The 15074-nt window shown below is 66.8% G+C and carries 13 protein-coding genes and 1 pseudogene; 7 read left to right on the forward strand and 7 right to left on the reverse strand.

Annotated features, from left to right (window positions below; translation table 11 throughout):
• Positions 1 to 98: 98 nt before the first annotated feature.
• Positions 99 to 1160 carry an ABC transporter substrate-binding protein gene (locus A9513_RS07595; protein ID WP_065084383.1) on the reverse strand — a complete coding sequence of 354 codons (1062 nt, stop codon included), beginning with the start codon at positions 1158 to 1160 and terminating at the stop codon, positions 99 to 101.
• 347 nt (positions 1161 to 1507) lie between these two features.
• Here A9513_RS07595 and A9513_RS07600 point away from each other — a divergent pair.
• From A9513_RS07600 to A9513_RS07610, 3 genes and pseudogenes are all read left to right on the forward strand, one after another.
• Positions 1508 to 3019, forward strand: a pseudogene (locus A9513_RS07600) (ABC transporter permease); the annotation flags it as partial.
• The gene (locus A9513_RS07605; RefSeq protein ID WP_024764724.1) at positions 3016 to 3843 is read left to right on the forward strand and encodes an ABC transporter ATP-binding protein; all 828 of its coding nucleotides are present in this window, start codon (positions 3016 to 3018) and stop codon (positions 3841 to 3843) included. The pseudogene A9513_RS07600 and the gene A9513_RS07605, both read left to right, overlap by 4 nt.
• Before the next feature lie 163 nt (positions 3844 to 4006).
• Positions 4007 to 5617: an arylsulfatase gene (locus tag A9513_RS07610; protein ID WP_065084385.1), complete on the forward strand. Its 1611-nt coding sequence runs from the start codon at positions 4007 to 4009 to the stop codon at positions 5615 to 5617.
• 167 nt (positions 5618 to 5784) lie between these two features.
• On the opposite strand, the gene A9513_RS35980 is transcribed toward A9513_RS07610, so the two are convergent.
• Positions 5785 to 5937: a hypothetical protein gene (locus tag A9513_RS35980; protein WP_176707224.1), complete on the reverse strand. Its 153-nt coding sequence runs from the start codon at positions 5935 to 5937 to the stop codon at positions 5785 to 5787.
• Positions 5938 to 5939: 2 nt separating this feature from the next.
• Positions 5940 to 6317 (reverse strand): DUF3509 domain-containing protein, encoded by a 378-nt coding sequence (locus tag A9513_RS07615; RefSeq protein ID WP_054907067.1) that lies wholly within the window; start codon positions 6315 to 6317, stop codon positions 5940 to 5942.
• A 401-nt stretch (positions 6318 to 6718) separates the two neighbouring features.
• On the opposite strand from A9513_RS07615, the gene A9513_RS07620 reads away from it, so the two are divergent.
• A complete protein-coding gene (locus tag A9513_RS07620) occupies positions 6719 to 6949 on the forward strand; it encodes a hypothetical protein (protein WP_024764727.1) in 231 nt (76 codons plus the stop codon).
• 74 nt (positions 6950 to 7023) lie between these two features.
• Here the strand turns inward: A9513_RS07620 and A9513_RS07625 are convergent, their stop codons facing one another.
• Positions 7024 to 7341, reverse strand: a complete 318-nt coding sequence (locus A9513_RS07625; protein ID WP_024764728.1) for a YqjD family protein — start codon at positions 7339 to 7341, stop codon at positions 7024 to 7026.
• 380 nt (positions 7342 to 7721) lie between these two features.
• Between A9513_RS07625 and A9513_RS07630 the strand changes: the two genes are divergently transcribed.
• Positions 7722 to 8168 carry an N-acetyltransferase gene (locus A9513_RS07630; RefSeq protein ID WP_024764729.1) on the forward strand — a complete coding sequence of 149 codons (447 nt, stop codon included), beginning with the start codon at positions 7722 to 7724 and terminating at the stop codon, positions 8166 to 8168.
• A 21-nt stretch (positions 8169 to 8189) separates the two neighbouring features.
• On the opposite strand, the gene A9513_RS07635 is transcribed toward A9513_RS07630, so the two are convergent.
• Both A9513_RS07635 and gstA read right to left on the reverse strand, forming a co-directional pair.
• Positions 8190 to 8594: a hypothetical protein gene (locus tag A9513_RS07635; RefSeq protein ID WP_024764730.1), complete on the reverse strand. Its 405-nt coding sequence runs from the start codon at positions 8592 to 8594 to the stop codon at positions 8190 to 8192.
• A gap of 131 nt (positions 8595 to 8725) precedes the next feature.
• A complete protein-coding gene (gene gstA, locus A9513_RS07640; RefSeq protein WP_024764731.1) occupies positions 8726 to 9343 on the reverse strand; it encodes a glutathione transferase GstA in 618 nt (205 codons plus the stop codon).
• Between the two features lie 110 nt (positions 9344 to 9453).
• On the opposite strand from gstA, the gene A9513_RS07645 reads away from it, so the two are divergent.
• On the forward strand, positions 9454 to 9789 hold the full coding sequence (locus A9513_RS07645) for a helix-turn-helix domain-containing protein (RefSeq protein ID WP_024764732.1): 336 nt from the start codon (positions 9454 to 9456) through the stop codon (positions 9787 to 9789).
• Positions 9790 to 10088: 299 nt separating this feature from the next.
• Positions 10089 to 14024 carry a trifunctional transcriptional regulator/proline dehydrogenase/L-glutamate gamma-semialdehyde dehydrogenase gene (gene putA / locus A9513_RS07650; RefSeq protein WP_024764733.1) on the forward strand — a complete coding sequence of 1312 codons (3936 nt, stop codon included), beginning with the start codon at positions 10089 to 10091 and terminating at the stop codon, positions 14022 to 14024.
• A gap of 200 nt (positions 14025 to 14224) precedes the next feature.
• Here putA and A9513_RS07655 read toward each other — a convergent pair whose 3' ends face one another.
• Positions 14225 to 15070, reverse strand: a complete 846-nt coding sequence (locus A9513_RS07655; protein ID WP_037013218.1) for an ABC transporter ATP-binding protein — start codon at positions 15068 to 15070, stop codon at positions 14225 to 14227.
• Positions 15071 to 15074 lie beyond the last annotated feature (4 nt).

Here is a 15074-nt window from a genome sequence, read left to right on the forward strand (position 1 = left end):
AGGAGCGAGCGTGCTCGCGAACCGCCGCCGCCCGAGCCGGGATATCGGCAGAGTGCGGTTCGCGAGCAAGCTCGCTCCTACGAAGAGCACGGGGCTGGCTATTGGAGTGCTGCCACCGGCTGCGACGCCACCTCGCGGCTGGCGGCGTCCTGCAGCGCCGGGCTGACCCAGTCGGCGGCCTTGAAGTCACGGCGGATCAGGCCGTAGCTCTTCGCTGCGGTGATCGATGCATCCAGGCGGCCGAGGAAATCGGCATCCAACTTCGGCGACAGTACGTCCGCCAGCGGCCGGCCCTGGAATTCGCTCTTGAAGATCACCGTCGGGTAGCCGGCCTGCTGCGATACCAGGTCGATGAACGCGTCACGGTTGCCCTCCGTGCTGGCCCACTGCACTGCCTGCAGCTGCACCTTGAGCAGGCGTTCGGTGATGTCCGGATGAGCGTCGACGAACTCGCCGCTGCCCACCAGCAGCGCTTGCAGGGTGCCGGCGCCGCCGAGGTCGTGGGTGCTCAGCGGGATTTCCGCCAGGCCCTTGTCGCGTAGCGCGAACAGGCCGGCAAGACCCCAGGTGGCATCGATCTGCTTGGCCGCCAGGGCGGCGAGGGCGGCGCTGAAGTCGAGGTTGATCACCTTCAGGTCCTTCTCGGAAAGCCCGGCGCTGGCCAGGGCGTTGTCGAACGACAGCTGGCTGGCGGTGCCACGGAAGATCCCCACGCGCTTACCCTTGAGGTCGGCCAGGGTCTTGATCCCCGAACCCGGCTGCACGCCCAGGTAATGGTTGACGCCGCGCGCGGTGGCGGCCAGCACGCGGCTGTCCAGCCCGCTGGACTTGCCGATGATCGCTGCCAGATCGCCCAGGTAGGCGAAGTCCACCTGGCCATTGGCGAAGGCTTCGTTGACTACCGGGCCCGCGCCCTTGAAGAAGCTCCACTTGATCTGGATGCCGTCGGCGGCGAATTCCTTCTCCAGCAGTTGGCGGGTGTAGAGCACGTCCACCACGCCGCCGCCGGAATGTTTCTGCCCGGCGCTGACGTCTGGTACGGCGATGCGGATTTCCTTTACCGGCTCGGCGGCCTGGGTCACCAGCGGATAGGCGCCGAGCAGGCCGGCCAGCACTGGCGCAGCGAAAAGGGAGAGCAATTGATCAGTGAGGGCCTTCATGGCGCCTGCCTCCTGCAGTGGGGGAGCGCATGTGGCTCCGGCGCCTGCACTAAAGGCATGGGGCTTTCCATCAACAAAATAATAAAAAGGCATTTTTTAGTAATTTTTCGAGCTAAGCGAACAACCACAGGGCTTCACCGGCAGATGCCCTGGCGGCATAAAAAATATTCGCCGAATGCATTGGATGAGCGCCGGGGGCTTCCCTTAAATGGCCTGGGTTAGCTCATTAATGCATTGAAAATACTATTAATATTCCAATGAAGAATATATCGAAGCCCTATCGCCTTGATCTTCCCCCGCCGCGCCTGGGGTTCTCGCGGCCGTCCTGGCACTGGCTCCAGGCCGGCTTGCCGTGGTTGTTGCCGCTGACCATCGGCGTGCTCTGGTGGATCGCCAGCCATCGCCACTGGATGTCCGCGCAGATTCTGCCGACACCGGAACTGGTCCTCCAGGCCGGCCGCGAGCTGCTCGCCGGCGAGCTGTGGCAGCAGTTGGGCGTCAGCCTCAACCGCCTCGCCTGGGGGCTGCTGGCTGGCATTTTCAGCGGGCTCGCACTGGGCGCCTGGCTCGGCTTCAGCCGCCTTGCCGAGCGCCTGGTGCTGCCCACCTTCAGTGCCCTGGCGCAGGTCCCGACCCTGGCCTGGATTCCGTTGTTCATGCTGTTCTTCGGCATTGGCGAGCTGCTCAAGCTGGTGGTGCTGATCAAGGCCATCATCGTGCCGGTGACGCTGCACACCCTCGTCGGCGTGCGCGATGCCCAGCCGCGCCTGCGCGAGGCCGCCGCCGTGCTGCGCCTGCCGCGCCACCTGTTGCTGTGGCGGTTGATCCTGCCGGCGGCGCTTCCCGCGTTCCTTACCGGTGTGCGCCTGGCACTGGCGCAAGGCTGGACCTCGCTGCTGGCCGTGGAGCTGCTGGCTTCCAGCGAAGGCATCGGCTACCTGATGGTGCAGGCGCGGCAGCTATTCATGCTCGACATCGTGTTCGTCTGCATCCTGGTCATCGGCCTGGTCGGCGCGGCGATGGACAGAGGCGTCCAGGCGCTGGACCGGCGCCTGGTGCACTGGCCGCAGCAGGCGGCCGGAGAGTTCCGCCGCAGCACGTCGGGCAAGGGCTGGGAGCGCCTGCAGCCCTGGCTTCTGCCACTGGGCCTGCTGGCCATCTGGCAGGCGGCGAGCGCGCTGCAGTGGGTCGATCCGGCCATCCTCGCCAGCCCCGCGTCAGTCGCTGTCGCTCTCTGGGATGGCCTGCTGGACAGCAGCCTGACCATAGCGCTGCTGGCGAGTCTGCAACGTACACTCGTCGGCCTGCTGCTGGGCGGCTCGCTGGGCTTCCTGCTCGGCCTCGGGCTTGGCCTGTGGCGCCCGGCGGAGCGGTTGCTAGGCCCGTCCTTCGCGGCGCTGCGGCAAGTGGCGATCTTCGCCTGGGTGCCGCTGCTCACCGCCTGGTTCGGCCTGGGCGAGCTGGCCAAGGTGGTGTTCGTCGGCCTGGCCGCGTTCTTTCCGCTGCTGCTGGCGACCCAGCGCGGCATCGCCAGCCTGCCGGCGCAACTGACCGAGGCGGCCATCGCGCTGCGCCTGTCGCCCTGGCAACGGCTGCGCCGGCTGGTGCTGCCCGGCGCTGCGCCGTCGGTGTTCGCCGGGGTGCGCCTGGCGCTGATCTACGCCTGGCTCGGCACCATCGGCGCCGAATACTTCATGCCCTCGGACGGCGGTATCGGCAGCCTGATGATCGGCGCGCAACAACTCTTCCGCATGGACCTGGTCGGCGCCGGCATGTTGCTGGTGGGCTTGACTGGAGCTCTGCTGGCTGCCGTCGGCCAGCGCATCGAAGCGCGGGTGACGCGCTGGAGACACGCATGAATGCTTTCGCTTCCCCGGCCCTGGTGAGCTTTCGCCAGGTCGCCAAGAGTTTCCCCGTGGACGGCCGCGAGCTGCAGGCCATCGAGCGTTTCGACCTGGAGGTCGCCGACGGCGAGTTCATCGCCATCGTCGGTGCCAGCGGTTGCGGCAAGTCCACCTTGCTGCGCCTGCTGGTGGGGCTCGATCGCGAGTTCCAGGGCGAGATCCGCATCGACGGCAAGCCCATCGACGGCATCGGCGGCGAGCGCGGCATCGTGTTCCAGGAGCATCGTCTATTCCCCTGGCTGACCGTGGAGCAGAACGTCGCCCTCGGTCTGGTCAACGAACCGCTGAGCGAGACCGGCAAGGCTGCCAGGGTCGCCGATTATCTCCAGCTGGTGGGCCTGACGGCCTTCGCCCGGGCCTACCCGCACCAACTCTCCGGCGGCATGGCGCAGCGCGTGGCCATCGCCCGCGGGCTGGTGGCCAGCCCGCGCATCCTGCTGCTGGATGAGCCCTTCGGCGCCCTGGATGCGCTGACTCGCCAGCAACTGCAGGAGGAACTGCAGCGCATCCGCCAGCGCGAACGCATCACCACGGTGCTGGTGACCCACGACGTGGAGGAGGCGCTATTCCTCGCCGACCGCGTGGTGGTGATGGCGCCGCGGCCGGGGCGGATCAAGCGCATCGTCGAGGTGCCGCTGGAGCACCCGCGCGAGCGCGGCGGCTACGACTTCCTGCGCCAGCGCGAGGCGCTGCTGCACGAGCTGACGGGAGAGGGCGACTACGTCGCGCCGCAGCCCAAGCGCGTGGAAGACCTGCCGTTAGAGTTTCTTGCCTGCTGACCGAAAACCCTCATCCCAGCGCTCTCCCAGAGGGAGAGGGAGCCGTCCTCTGCCAGCCTGGAAGCACGGAGTCGATCCCCGTGCCGATCAGTTCCCTCTCCCTCCGGGAGAGGGTTAGGGCGAGGGTGCTCTGGAAACACTGACCTCAACCATGAGACCCGCCATGAGCAAACGCCCCAACTTCCTCGTCATCGTTGCCGACGACCTCGGTTTCTCCGACCTCGGCGCCTTCGGTGGCGAGATCGCCACGCCACACCTGGACGCCCTGGCCCTCGAAGGCCTGCGCCTGACCGACTTCCACACCGCGCCGACCTGCTCGCCGACGCGCTCGATGCTGCTCACCGGCACCGACCACCACATTGCCGGCATCGGCACCATGGCCGAGGCACTGACGCCGGAGCTGGAAGGCAAGCCGGGCTACGAGGGTTACCTGAACGACCGCGTCGTGGCGCTGCCCGAACTGCTGCGCGAAGCCGGCTACCAGACGCTGTTGTCCGGCAAATGGCACCTGGGCCTGAAGCTCGAACAGGCACCCCATGCACGCGGCTTCGAGCGTTCATTCTCGTTGTTGCCGGGCGCCGCCAACCACTATGGTTTCGAGCCGCCGTACGACGAGACCACGCCGCGCATCCTCAAGGGCACGCCGGCCCTGTATGTCGAGGACGACCAGTTCATCGACGAGCTGCCGGCGGACTTCTATTCCTCCGACGCCTTTGGCGACAAGCTGATCGACTATCTCAAGGAGCGCGACCAGAGCCGGCCGTTCTTCGCCTATTTGCCGTTTTCCGCGCCGCACTGGCCGCTGCAGGCGCCCAAGGAGGTGGTCGACAAGTACCGGGGCCGCTACGACGCCGGCCCCGAGGCGCTGCGCCTGGAACGCCTGGAACGGCTCAAGCAGCTGGGCCTGATCGACGCCGACGTGCAGGCGCATCCGGTACTGGCGATCAGCAAGGAGTGGGCGCGCCTGAGCGACGGGGAGAAGGCGAAATCGGCGCGGGCCATGGAGGTCTACGCGGCGATGGTCGAGCGCCTGGACTGGAACGTCGGCCGGGTCGTCGAATACCTGCGCCAGCAGGGTGAGCTGGACAATACCTTCGTCCTGTTCATGTCCGATAACGGCGCCGAAGGTGCGCTGCTGGAGGCCTTCCCGCGCTTCGGCCCGGACCTGCTGAGCTTCCTCGACCAGCACTACGACAACAGCCTGGAGAACATCGGCCGAGCCAACTCCTACATCTGGTACGGCCCGCGCTGGGCCCAGGCGGCCACCGCGCCGTCGCGCCTGTACAAGGCCTTCACCACCGAGGGCGGCATTCGCGTGCCGGCACTGGTGCGCTACCCGGCGCTGAAACGCCAGGGCGAGGTCAGCCACTCGTTCTCCACCGTGATGGACATCACCCCGACCATCCTCGACCTGGCCGGCGTGCGCCATCCGGGCAAGCACTGGCACGGCCGCGAGGTCGCCGAAGTGCGCGGCAAGTCCTGGCTGGGCTGGCTCTCCGGCGAGACCGAACAGGCCCACGACGAGAAGACCGTCACCGGCTGGGAGCTGTTCGGCATGCGCGCCATCCGCCAGGGCGACTGGAAGGCGGTGTACCTGCCGGCTCCGGTCGGCCCGGCCACCTGGCAGCTCTACGATCTGGCCAGCGACCCGGGCGAGACGCGGGACCTCGCCAAGAGCGAACCTGCGCGCCTGGAGGCATTGATCGAGCACTACAAGCAGTACGTCAAGGAGACAGGTGTGATCGACGCACCGCCGCCGTTCCTGGCGCGCTGAAGGCCGGCGCCTCGGCGTCCTTTCCTGCCCGCAGTCCGGCGGGAGGGGCGATGAAACGCTCCGGCATGAAAAAGCCGGTAGCCGCCCGACTGCTCGGACTGACGGCGGCACCGGCATGCGCTTCGAGCCGGCCTGGCCCGGTTATTTTGCTGTCGTGCCTGGCTCGTTCAGGCGGGCCCATCCTTGAGGCCGTCCTGGTGGGCGGCGGACAGGTGGGGTTCCTGCCGGCTGTCCTCCGGTTCGATGTCCACCCATTCCTCCAGTAACTCCTCGCGGCTCACTTGCGGATCGGGGTCGGGGATATCCACCGGGTTTTTCATGCTCACCTCGCTTGCCGGGCCTGTTTGTCGGCAAGGGCGCGCAGGCGCACGCCGGCCACCACCACCTTGCGCGGCCGGTGGGTCGGGTTGACGGGGACGAAGGTCTGCAACTCGATGCGCTTGAGGAACCAGTCGACGTTGTCCTCTTCCAGCGGCCCTTCCACGGTCATCAGGTCGCGGCGGATGCGCTCCACCAGGTTGTTCAGCAGCACGGCGCTGGATTGCTCTTCCTGCTGGATGACCCGAGAGATGAGACGCTTGCCCGCGGCATTGCGCAGGTTGATCAGCAGCGTACCGTCGGGCCTGGTGGCGAACTGCGGGCGATAGTCGCTGAACAGGTGGCTCAGGTGCTCGATGGCGGCATTGCGGCAACTGGACATGTCTTTCCCTCCCGGTGGTTGGCAGAGGCCGGAGCGCCGGCCTGAGCCAGGAACCTCGCATCAGCCATGCCAGACCGGGGAAAGCTGTTTCATCTGCTTAACAGGTTGTTATTGCTGCAAATGCCTAACCGATGCTGGCCAATGGTCATTTGCAGGATGCAAGGGCGCACCAGCAAGGGGCTGGAAAATGCACGGCGCGGCGCTTCGCTTGCTCTTTTGCGCGGCACGCCTTCCGTCTGAAACCCGCCTCGATTCCAGGTGTGCATTCGGCCGCCAGTACCGCTTGCCATGGCTGGCGCTTCGCCCGCCATGGCCGTTGAACAGTAGCGCCTGGGCCAATCGCCAGCATTTCTCTCCGGCGCTCGGGCAGGCAGGGTTCAGCCAGAGGAGAGGAGGTGGCCATGACGCAGTTGCGACGCCTGGATGTGGAAGCGGTTCTCCACGAAGCCTATCCGCTGTTCGATTTCTCCTGCTTCCGGGAGGCCGGCGGCCGCTATTCGATCCGCTTCGGCAGCCAGTTGGCGGATATGCCCTGTGTCACCGTGGTCGGCATCCATGGCGACGAGTTGAGCAGCGCCGGGCGCGTCCGCAGCCTGGGCCTGGAGCTGATCGACAGCTTTATCGATTCTTAGCGGACGCCACGCTGCTGAGCATCGGGACCGGCGCGCGGTGGCGAGCGAGCGGGCCGCTGACCACCGCACGGGCATCAATGCTGATTGCGGCTCAAGGCGCAGGCCGCTGCCAGCAGGCCTGCGGCGGCGGCCAGTATTGCCGCCGTCTGCCAGGGATGTTCGCCGGCATATTCGCTGCCGGCACGGATGGCCCGGCGACTGCGGTGGATCAGGTGTTCACTGGTCTCCCGGCTCTCGTCCACCAGATCGCGCAATTTCGCCTTGAACGCCGGGAGCTGGTCGGCCGTCAGGTCCCGGCCGCTGACCAGCAGGTTTTCCAGGTCATCGACCAGTGATTGCAGTTCCTGCACGCCGCTGGTGCGGCTGGAGGGGAACCATCGATAGCTGCCCATGGAGTGTCTCCTTGTCTGTTCGGGTTGGAATGGGGGCGGAAGGGGCGTTCGGCTTCGCGTTGCTGCTCGACTGATTTCCGCCACCGCAGGCGTCGAGCCGTGGACGCGCTACCTCGCGCTTTTGCCAATTGGCGGAGCCATTCGGAAGAGTCCGACGCTCGCCAGCCGTTCACTGATTCTGATGAGTGGAACCTGACGGTTGGCGCCCGGCGTGCTTGAGTGCAGGAGGCGCTTGCAGGCATCGGGTCACGGCGAAACGGGTGCGAGCAGGTGCGACGATTGGCGGCAGTGCGCGGGGGCGCGCAGCGATGATCCCTTGTGCGAGGATGCCGCCCGCCACGCCACGAGCACTTCAACGAACCGGGGGATTGCAGCCGATGATGATCCGCGACTTTCGCGACGACGACATGGACCGGGTGCTGGATATCTGGCTGCGAGCTTCGCAGCAGGCTCACGACTTCATTCGCGCCGACTTCTGGCGCGAACGCCTGCAGGACATGCGGGATATCTACCTGCCGGCCGCTGCCTCGCGGGTCGTCGAGAACGATGGCTGCATCTGTGGTTTCTACAGCCTGCATGACGGCGCACTGGCGGCCTTGTTCGTCGCCCCGGAATGCCAGGGCAAGGGCATCGGCTCGGTCCTGCTGAGCGACGCCAAGATTCACCTGCCGATGCTGGAGCTGGCGGTCTATTCCAACAATACCGGTGCCGTGGCCTTCTACCAGCGGCACGGCTTCGTCGTGCTGGAGGAGCGGCAGGACGAGCACACCGGGCACCCCGAAACCCTCATGGGCTGGACGGCACGGGCGATTTCCTGCGGGTGCTAGGCGGGAGAAGTGCGCAGCGGGCTACCAGAAACTGCTGGCGTGCCGGCTGGAGGCATAGTCCAGGTGCAGGGCGAACGCGCTCTGGAAGAACTCCAGGAGACGGGTGTCCAGCACCAGTTCGTTGAGTGAGGCGATAGAGCCGATCACCTGCTTCACATCGGCGTCGGTTTCCCCGCAGCGGTTCTCATGGCAGAGACGCTGGGTCTGCGGGTCGGCGCTGATGCGGCAGATGCATTCGGTGTCGCGGCAGGAGTTGCGCACCTTCAGGCTCAGCTCCGGCAGGTCGCGGCGGCCATCCAGCAATTCCACGCTGCATTCCAGGCCGTGCTGGCGGGCGAATTCGCTGGCACGTGCGAAGGCGGGCAGGGCCACTGCCACCAGGGCGTTCTGGTAGGCGTTGGCGAAACTCTCAGGGTCAGCGCTCATCCGGTTTCTCCTGGGCTCAATGCACAAATCCCGGCGCATGACGGGCCGGGCTAGTGTGATGGACCACGGAAGGCGCAGCTTGCGCGATGGCTCGGCGGATTTTCCGCCGAGCGGTTGCACGGTCCGGCACCTCAGGCGACAGCCGGCACCTCTGCTTCGGCGCGCAACGCCTCGATCACCGCCGGGCGCGTTGCGACCGCCTGGCGGAAGCGGCGGATCGCCGGATAAGCGCCGAGGTCGACCTTCAGCTGCTCGGACCAGCCCAGCACGGTGAACAGGTACGCATCGGCAATGCTGAAGCTGTCACCGGCGACCTGGCCGTTCGCTGCCAGCTCCTGCTCCAGGTAACCCAGGCGCCGGGCCAGTTTCGAGCGAAGCAGGTCCTTCACCGGCTCGGGGATCTCGCTGTCGAACAGCGGGCTCATCCCCGCGTGCAGTTCGCTGCCGATGAAGTTCAGCTGCGCCTGCAGGTGCGTGCGCTCAAGGGCGCCGTTGGCGGGGGCGAGGCCCGCCTCGGGTTGCAGGTCGGCGAGGTACTGTAGAATCGCCGCGCCCTCGGTCAGCACAGTGCCGTCTTCCAGCTGCAGCGCTGCTACATAGCCCTTCGGATTGATGCGGTAGAAGTCCTGGCCATCGGCGGTGCGTTTGGTCCGGTTGTCCACGCGCACCAGCGAAAACGGCAGGCCCAGCTCGCGCAGAACGATGTGTGCAGCGAGAGAGCAGGCATTGGGGGCGAAGTAGAGTTTCATCGGGTCGGGCCCTGGTTTGAAGTGGGCGGCCAGTATTCCCGACCCCGATGCTGCGCGTAAGAACGCACTTTTTTGTGGCCTGGGCACAAAAAGGTTACCGGGAAGGACAGATGAAGAAGAACGTTTCGGGCTGCTCGGTCGAAGAAGCCATGCGCGTCATTGGCGGCCGCTGGCGCCTGTTGCTGGTGTCGTACCTGCTCGATGGCAGCAAGCGCTTCAACGAGTTGCGGCGCGACATGCCGGAAATTTCCCAACGGGTGCTCACCGCCGAACTGCGTGCGCTGGAAGAGGCAGGGCTGGTGACCCGCACCGTTTACCCCGAGGTTCCGCCCCGCGTCGAGTATTGCCTGAGCGCCGACGGCGCGCGGCTGCGGCCGGTGGTGGAGGTGGTGAAGACCTTCGGTCTGTGGCTCAAGGCGCGCCCGGCGGCCCGGGAGGCCGTGTAGCCTGATGGAACGCTTCTGCAACTGAGCACCGGGAATGCTCCGGGTTGCACCTTTTCCAGCCCTGGCACGAACACTGCTTTCTTCCTGCCGTCCGGCCGGTCCTTGCGGGTTGCAGCCGGGCGAGGCCGTTGGCATGCTCCGTTTGGTAGCGCCGGGTGTGGGAAATGTCACCGGTTGCACCGGATTCGCGCGTACGACCAAAGGCTTGTTTTTATTGGGTTGCACCTGGTTGCACCTTGCGATTCGGCGGTATAACCTTGCGCCGTTTTCAGGCACACCTTCTAACAACAGGAAGCCCCATGGCCACCACCACCCTTGGCGTGAAGCTCGACGACGCCACCCGCGAGCGCCTCAAGCTGGCTGCCCAGCAACTCGACCGTACCCCGCACTGGCTGATCAAGCAGGCCATCTTCTCCTACCTGGAGCAGGTGGAAGGCGGCCTCACGCCGGCCGAACAGTCCGGTCTGGCCGCGGCCGCGGGCGATGAGTCGCTGGATTCGCTGAACGAACAAGGGTTGCAGGTCTTCCTCGATTTCGCCGAGAGCATCCTGCCGCAGTCGGTGCTGCGCGCGGCCATCACCGCCGCCTATCGCCGCCCGGAAACCGAGGCGCTGCCGATGCTGCTGGACCTGGCGCGGCTGCCGAAGGAGCAGGCCGCCGCCGCCAACAAGATGGCGCTGGGCATCGCCGAGAAGCTGCGCAACCAGAAGAACGCCGGTGGCCGCCAGGGTCTGGTGCAGGGCCTGCTGCAGGAGTTCTCCCTGTCTTCCCAGGAGGGCGTGGCGCTGATGTGCCTGGCCGAGGCGCTGCTGCGCATCCCGGACAAGGCCACCCGTGACGCGCTGATCCGCGACAAGATCAGCAACGGCAACTGGAGCCAGCACCTGGGCCAGAGCCCGTCGATGTTCGTCAACGCCGCTTCCTGGGGCCTGCTGATCACCGGCAAGCTGGTCTCGACCCATACCGAGACCGGCATGTCCTCGGCGCTCAACCGCATCATCGGCAAGTCCGGCGAGCCGCTGATCCGCAAAGGCGTGGACATGGCCATGCGCCTGATGGGCGAGCAGTTCGTCACCGGCGAGACCATCGCCGAAGCCCTGGCCAACGCCGCCAACATGGAATCCCGCGGCTTCCGCTACTCCTACGACATGCTCGGCGAAGCCGCGCTGACCGAAGAAGACGCCAAGCGCTACCTGGCCTCCTACGAGCAGGCCATCCACGCCATCGGCAAGGCTTCCCATGGCCGCGGCATCTACGAAGGTCCGGGCATCTCGATCAAGCTTTCCGCCCTGCACCCGCGCTACAGCCGCGCCCAGTACGACCGCGTAATGGACGAGTTGTACCCGACCGTGCTCGGCCTGGTGAAGATGGCCCGCGACTACGACATCGGCATCAACATCGACGCCGAGGAAGCCGACCGCCTGGAAATCTCCCTCGACCTGCTCGAGCGCCTGTGCTTCGAGCCGTCGCTGGCCGGCTGGAACGGTATCGGCTTCGTCATCCAGGCCTACCAGAAGCGCTGCCCGTACGTGATCGACTACGTCATCGACCTGGCCAAGCGCAGCCGCCACCGCCTGATGATCCGCCTGGTGAAGGGCGCCTACTGGGACAGCGAGATCAAGCTGGCCCAGGTCAACGGCCTGGAAGGCTACCCGGTCTACACCCGCAAGCCGTACACCGACGTTTCCTACCTGGCCTGCGCGCGCAAGCTGCTGGCCGTGCCGGAAGCCATCTACCCGCAGTTCGCCACCCACAACGCCCACTCGCTGTCGGCCATCTACCAGCTGGCCGGGCAGAACTACTACCCGGGCCAGTACGAGTTCCAGTGCCTGCACGGCATGGGCGAGCCGCTGTACGAACAGGTGGTGGGCAAGGTTGCCGACGGCAAGTTCAACCGCCCGTGCCGCATCTACGCACCGGTGGGCAGCCACGAAACGCTGCTGGCGTACCTGGTGCGCCGCCTGCTGGAGAACGGCGCCAACACCTCCTTCGTCAACCGCATCGCCGACCACAGCATTTCGCTCAAGGACCTGGTGCTGGACCCGGTGCTGCAGGTCGAGCAGATGGCGGCGCAGGAAGGCACCCTGGGCCTGCCGCACCCGCGCATTCCGCTGCCGCGTGACCTCTACGGCGATGCCCGCCTGAACTCCGCCGGCATCGACCTGGCCAACGAACACCGCCTGGGTTCGCTGTCCTCGGCGCTGCTGTCGAGCACCAACCACGCCTACGTCGCCGAGCCGATCCTCGGCCTGGCCGACGCGGCGCCGGGCGAAGCGCAACCGGTGCGCAACCCGGCCGACCTGCGCGACGTGGTCGGCCACGTGCGTGAAGCCAGCGAAGCCGACGTGAACAACGCCATCCTCGGCGCGCTGTCCAGCGCGCAGATCTGGCAATCGACCCAGCCGGCCGAGCGCGGCGCCATCCTGCAGCGCGCCGCCGACCTGATGGAAGCCGAGATCCAGTCGCTGATGGGCGTGCTGGTGCGCGAGTCGGGCAAGACCTTCGCCAACGCCATCGCCGAAGTGCGCGAGGCCGTGGACTTCCTGCGCTACTACGGCGCCCAGGCCAGCACCCACTTCGCCAACGACAGCCACCGCCCGCTGGGCCCGGTGGTCTGCATCAGCCCGTGGAACTTCCCGCTGGCGATCTTCAGCGGCCAGGTGGCCGCCGCCCTGGCCGCCGGCAACACCGTGCTGGCCAAGCCCGCCGAGCAGACGCCGCTGATCGCCGCGCAAGCCGTGCGCATCCTGCTCGAAGCCGGCGTACCCGCCGGTGCCGTGCAGCTGCTGCCGGGCCGTGGCGAAACCGTCGGTGCCCGTCTGGTCGGCGACGAGCGCGTGCGTGGCGTGATGTTCACCGGTTCCACCGAAGTGGCCGGCATCCTCCAGCGCAACATCGCCGGCCGTCTCGACGCCCAGGGCCGCACCATCCCGCTGATCGCCGAGACCGGTGGCCTCAACGCCATGATCGTCGACTCCTCGGCGCTGGCCGAGCAGGTGGTGGTGGACGTGGTCAACTCCGCCTTCGACAGCGCCGGCCAGCGCTGCTCCGCGCTGCGCGTGCTGTGCGTGCAGGAAGACGCCGCCGACCGCGTGATCGCCATGCTCAAGGGCGCCATGGCCGAGTACCGCGTCGGTGCGCCGGAGCGCCTGCATACCGACATCGGCCCGGTGATAGACGAAGAAGCCAAGGGCAATATCGACAAGCACATCCAGGTGATGCGCGACAAAGGCCGCAAGGTATTCCAGAGCGCCCGCGTGGATGCCGAGGAGATCAAGCGCGGCACCTTCGTCGTGCCGACCCTGATCGAGCTGGAGAGCTTCAGCGAGCTCAAGCGCGAAATCTTCGGCCCGGTACTGCACGTGGTGCGTTACGAGCGAGCCGAGCTGGACCAGCTGCTCGCGCAGATCAACGAATCCGGTTACGGCCTGACCCTCGGCGTGCACACCCGCATCGACGAGACCATCGCTCAGGTCGTGGGCAGCGCCCATGTCGGCAACCTTTACGTCAACCGCAACGTGGTTGGCGCCGTGGTCGGCGTGCAGCCCTTCGGTGGGGAGGGCCTGTCCGGCACCGGTCCGAAGGCCGGCGGCCCGCTGTACCTGTACCGCCTGCTCTCGACCCGCCCGCAGGAGGCCGTGGCCAACCAGCTCAAGGGCGACGGCGCGCAGGCGCTGCCGCGTCCGAAGGATGCCGAGAAGGCCGTGGAAGCACTCGCCCAGTGGGCGCAGAAGGACACCGCCCTGGCGGCGCAACTGGCCGGCTATGCCGCTCTCTCGCAGAGCTTCACCCAGCAGGTACTGACCGGCCCGACCGGTGAGCGCAACAGCTACACCCTGCTGCCGCGCGAGCACGTGCTGTGCCTGGCGGAAGACCGCGCCGACCTGCTCGCGCAGCTGGCCGCCGTGCTCGCGGTGGGCAGCCGTGCGCTGGTTGCCGAGTCCAACGCCGCCGTGGTGAAGGAACTGCCGAAGGAAGTCGCCCAGCGCATCGAGCTGGTCGCCGACTGGAGCACGACCGACAAGGTGTTCGACGCCATCCTGCACCACGGCGATTCCGATCAGTTGCGTGCAGTGTGCGAACTGGCTTCGCAGCGCAAGGGCGCCATCGTCGGCGTGACCGGGTTGAACCGCGGGGAAACCGATATCCCGCTGGAACGCCTGCTGATCGAACGCGCGCTGAGCGTCAACACTGCTGCCGCCGGTGGCAACGCCAGCCTGATGACCATCGGCTGAGGTCGATGCCGCAAGCGCCTCACCGGGCGCTTGCGGCAAGCTTTCGGCCGCTCCTGCGGCCATCCGGCCTGCCAGCCTTCGGGTGGGGCTATCCGCTCCCGGCAGACCGTTCCCCTCGCGCCTTCGGCGCAATTCGTTTCGGGCTTCGTGCCCGGCACAACGGCGGAGCTACCCGCTCCGCCGATTCCCTTCCCACAACATCAGACCGGCGCCGCGGTGCGGGTCAGTTGCTCCAGCAGTTCCAGGTCGGTACTCATGCCCGAGGTCTCGCGGATACGCGCGAGGATCTGTTTCTTCAGCGCGATGAATTCAGCCGACATCTTCATGTCCTGATTCCGCTCGGCGGGCAGCGGCACCTCGTAGACGCTGTCGATGCGCCCGGGGCGCGGCGCCATCAGCACTACGCGGCCACCCAGGTAGATCGCCTCGTCGACGTCGTGGGTGACGAACAGGATGGTGCTGTTCTCCAGCCGGTGCACGTGGCGGATCAGGTCGTGCATGACCTCGCGGGTCTGTGCATCCAGTGCGCCGAAGGGCTCGTCCATCAGCAGAATCTGCGGCTTGGGCATCAAGGCACGGGCAATCGCCACGCGCTGCTGCATGCCGCCGGAAAGCTGGCTGGGGTAGGCCTGGGCGAAAGCCGACAGGCCCATCAGGTTGAGCAGCGCATCGGCGCGGCCACTGGCGACTTCCACATCGGCATCGCTGCGCACGGTGTCGGACACCACCTTGAGCCGGCGGCAGAACTTGATGTTGTCCATCACCTTCAGCCAGGGGTAGAGGCTGTAGTGCTGGAACACCATGGCGCGGTCGATGCCGGGGCCGTCCACGGCGCGGCCTTCGACCAGGATTTCGCCACCGCTGTGGCGCTCCAATCCGCCGATGCTGCGCAGCAGGGTGGACTTGCCGCAGCCCGAGGCGCCGACGAAGGTAACGAACTCGTTGGCGCGGATATCCAGGTTGATGTCCTGCAGTGCCTGCACCTGGCGGCCCTGGCTGCTGAAGACCTTGTCGACGTGGCGGATGGCGATCTTGCTCTGGCTCATGCCG

This window comes from Pseudomonas sp. AU12215, assembly GCF_001675465.2.
Classification (GTDB): Bacteria; Pseudomonadota; Gammaproteobacteria; order Pseudomonadales; family Pseudomonadaceae; genus Pseudomonas; species Pseudomonas nitroreducens.

Coding starts and splice junctions, on each gene's coding strand:
- A9513_RS07625 (WP_024764728.1), bottom strand. CDS start 7,341: ATGGGCAGCTATCGATGGTTCCCCTCCAGCCGCACCAGCGGCGTGCAG.
- A9513_RS07655 (WP_037013218.1), bottom strand. CDS start 15,070: ATGAGCCAGAGCAAGATCGCCATCCGCCACGTCGACAAGGTCTTCAGC.
- A9513_RS07595 (WP_065084383.1), bottom strand. CDS start 1,160: ATGAAGGCCCTCACTGATCAATTGCTCTCCCTTTTCGCTGCGCCAGTG.
- A9513_RS35980 (WP_176707224.1), bottom strand. CDS start 5,937: ATGAAAAACCCGGTGGATATCCCCGACCCCGATCCGCAAGTGAGCCGC.
- A9513_RS07605 (WP_024764724.1), top strand. CDS start 3,016: ATGAATGCTTTCGCTTCCCCGGCCCTGGTGAGCTTTCGCCAGGTCGCC.
- putA (WP_024764733.1), top strand. CDS start 10,089: ATGGCCACCACCACCCTTGGCGTGAAGCTCGACGACGCCACCCGCGAG.
- A9513_RS07620 (WP_024764727.1), top strand. CDS start 6,719: ATGACGCAGTTGCGACGCCTGGATGTGGAAGCGGTTCTCCACGAAGCC.
- gstA (WP_024764731.1), bottom strand. CDS start 9,343: ATGAAACTCTACTTCGCCCCCAATGCCTGCTCTCTCGCTGCACACATC.
- A9513_RS07615 (WP_054907067.1), bottom strand. CDS start 6,317: ATGTCCAGTTGCCGCAATGCCGCCATCGAGCACCTGAGCCACCTGTTC.
- A9513_RS07635 (WP_024764730.1), bottom strand. CDS start 8,594: ATGAGCGCTGACCCTGAGAGTTTCGCCAACGCCTACCAGAACGCCCTG.
- A9513_RS07630 (WP_024764729.1), top strand. CDS start 7,722: ATGATCCGCGACTTTCGCGACGACGACATGGACCGGGTGCTGGATATC.
- A9513_RS07645 (WP_024764732.1), top strand. CDS start 9,454: ATGAAGAAGAACGTTTCGGGCTGCTCGGTCGAAGAAGCCATGCGCGTC.
- A9513_RS07610 (WP_065084385.1), top strand. CDS start 4,007: ATGAGCAAACGCCCCAACTTCCTCGTCATCGTTGCCGACGACCTCGGT.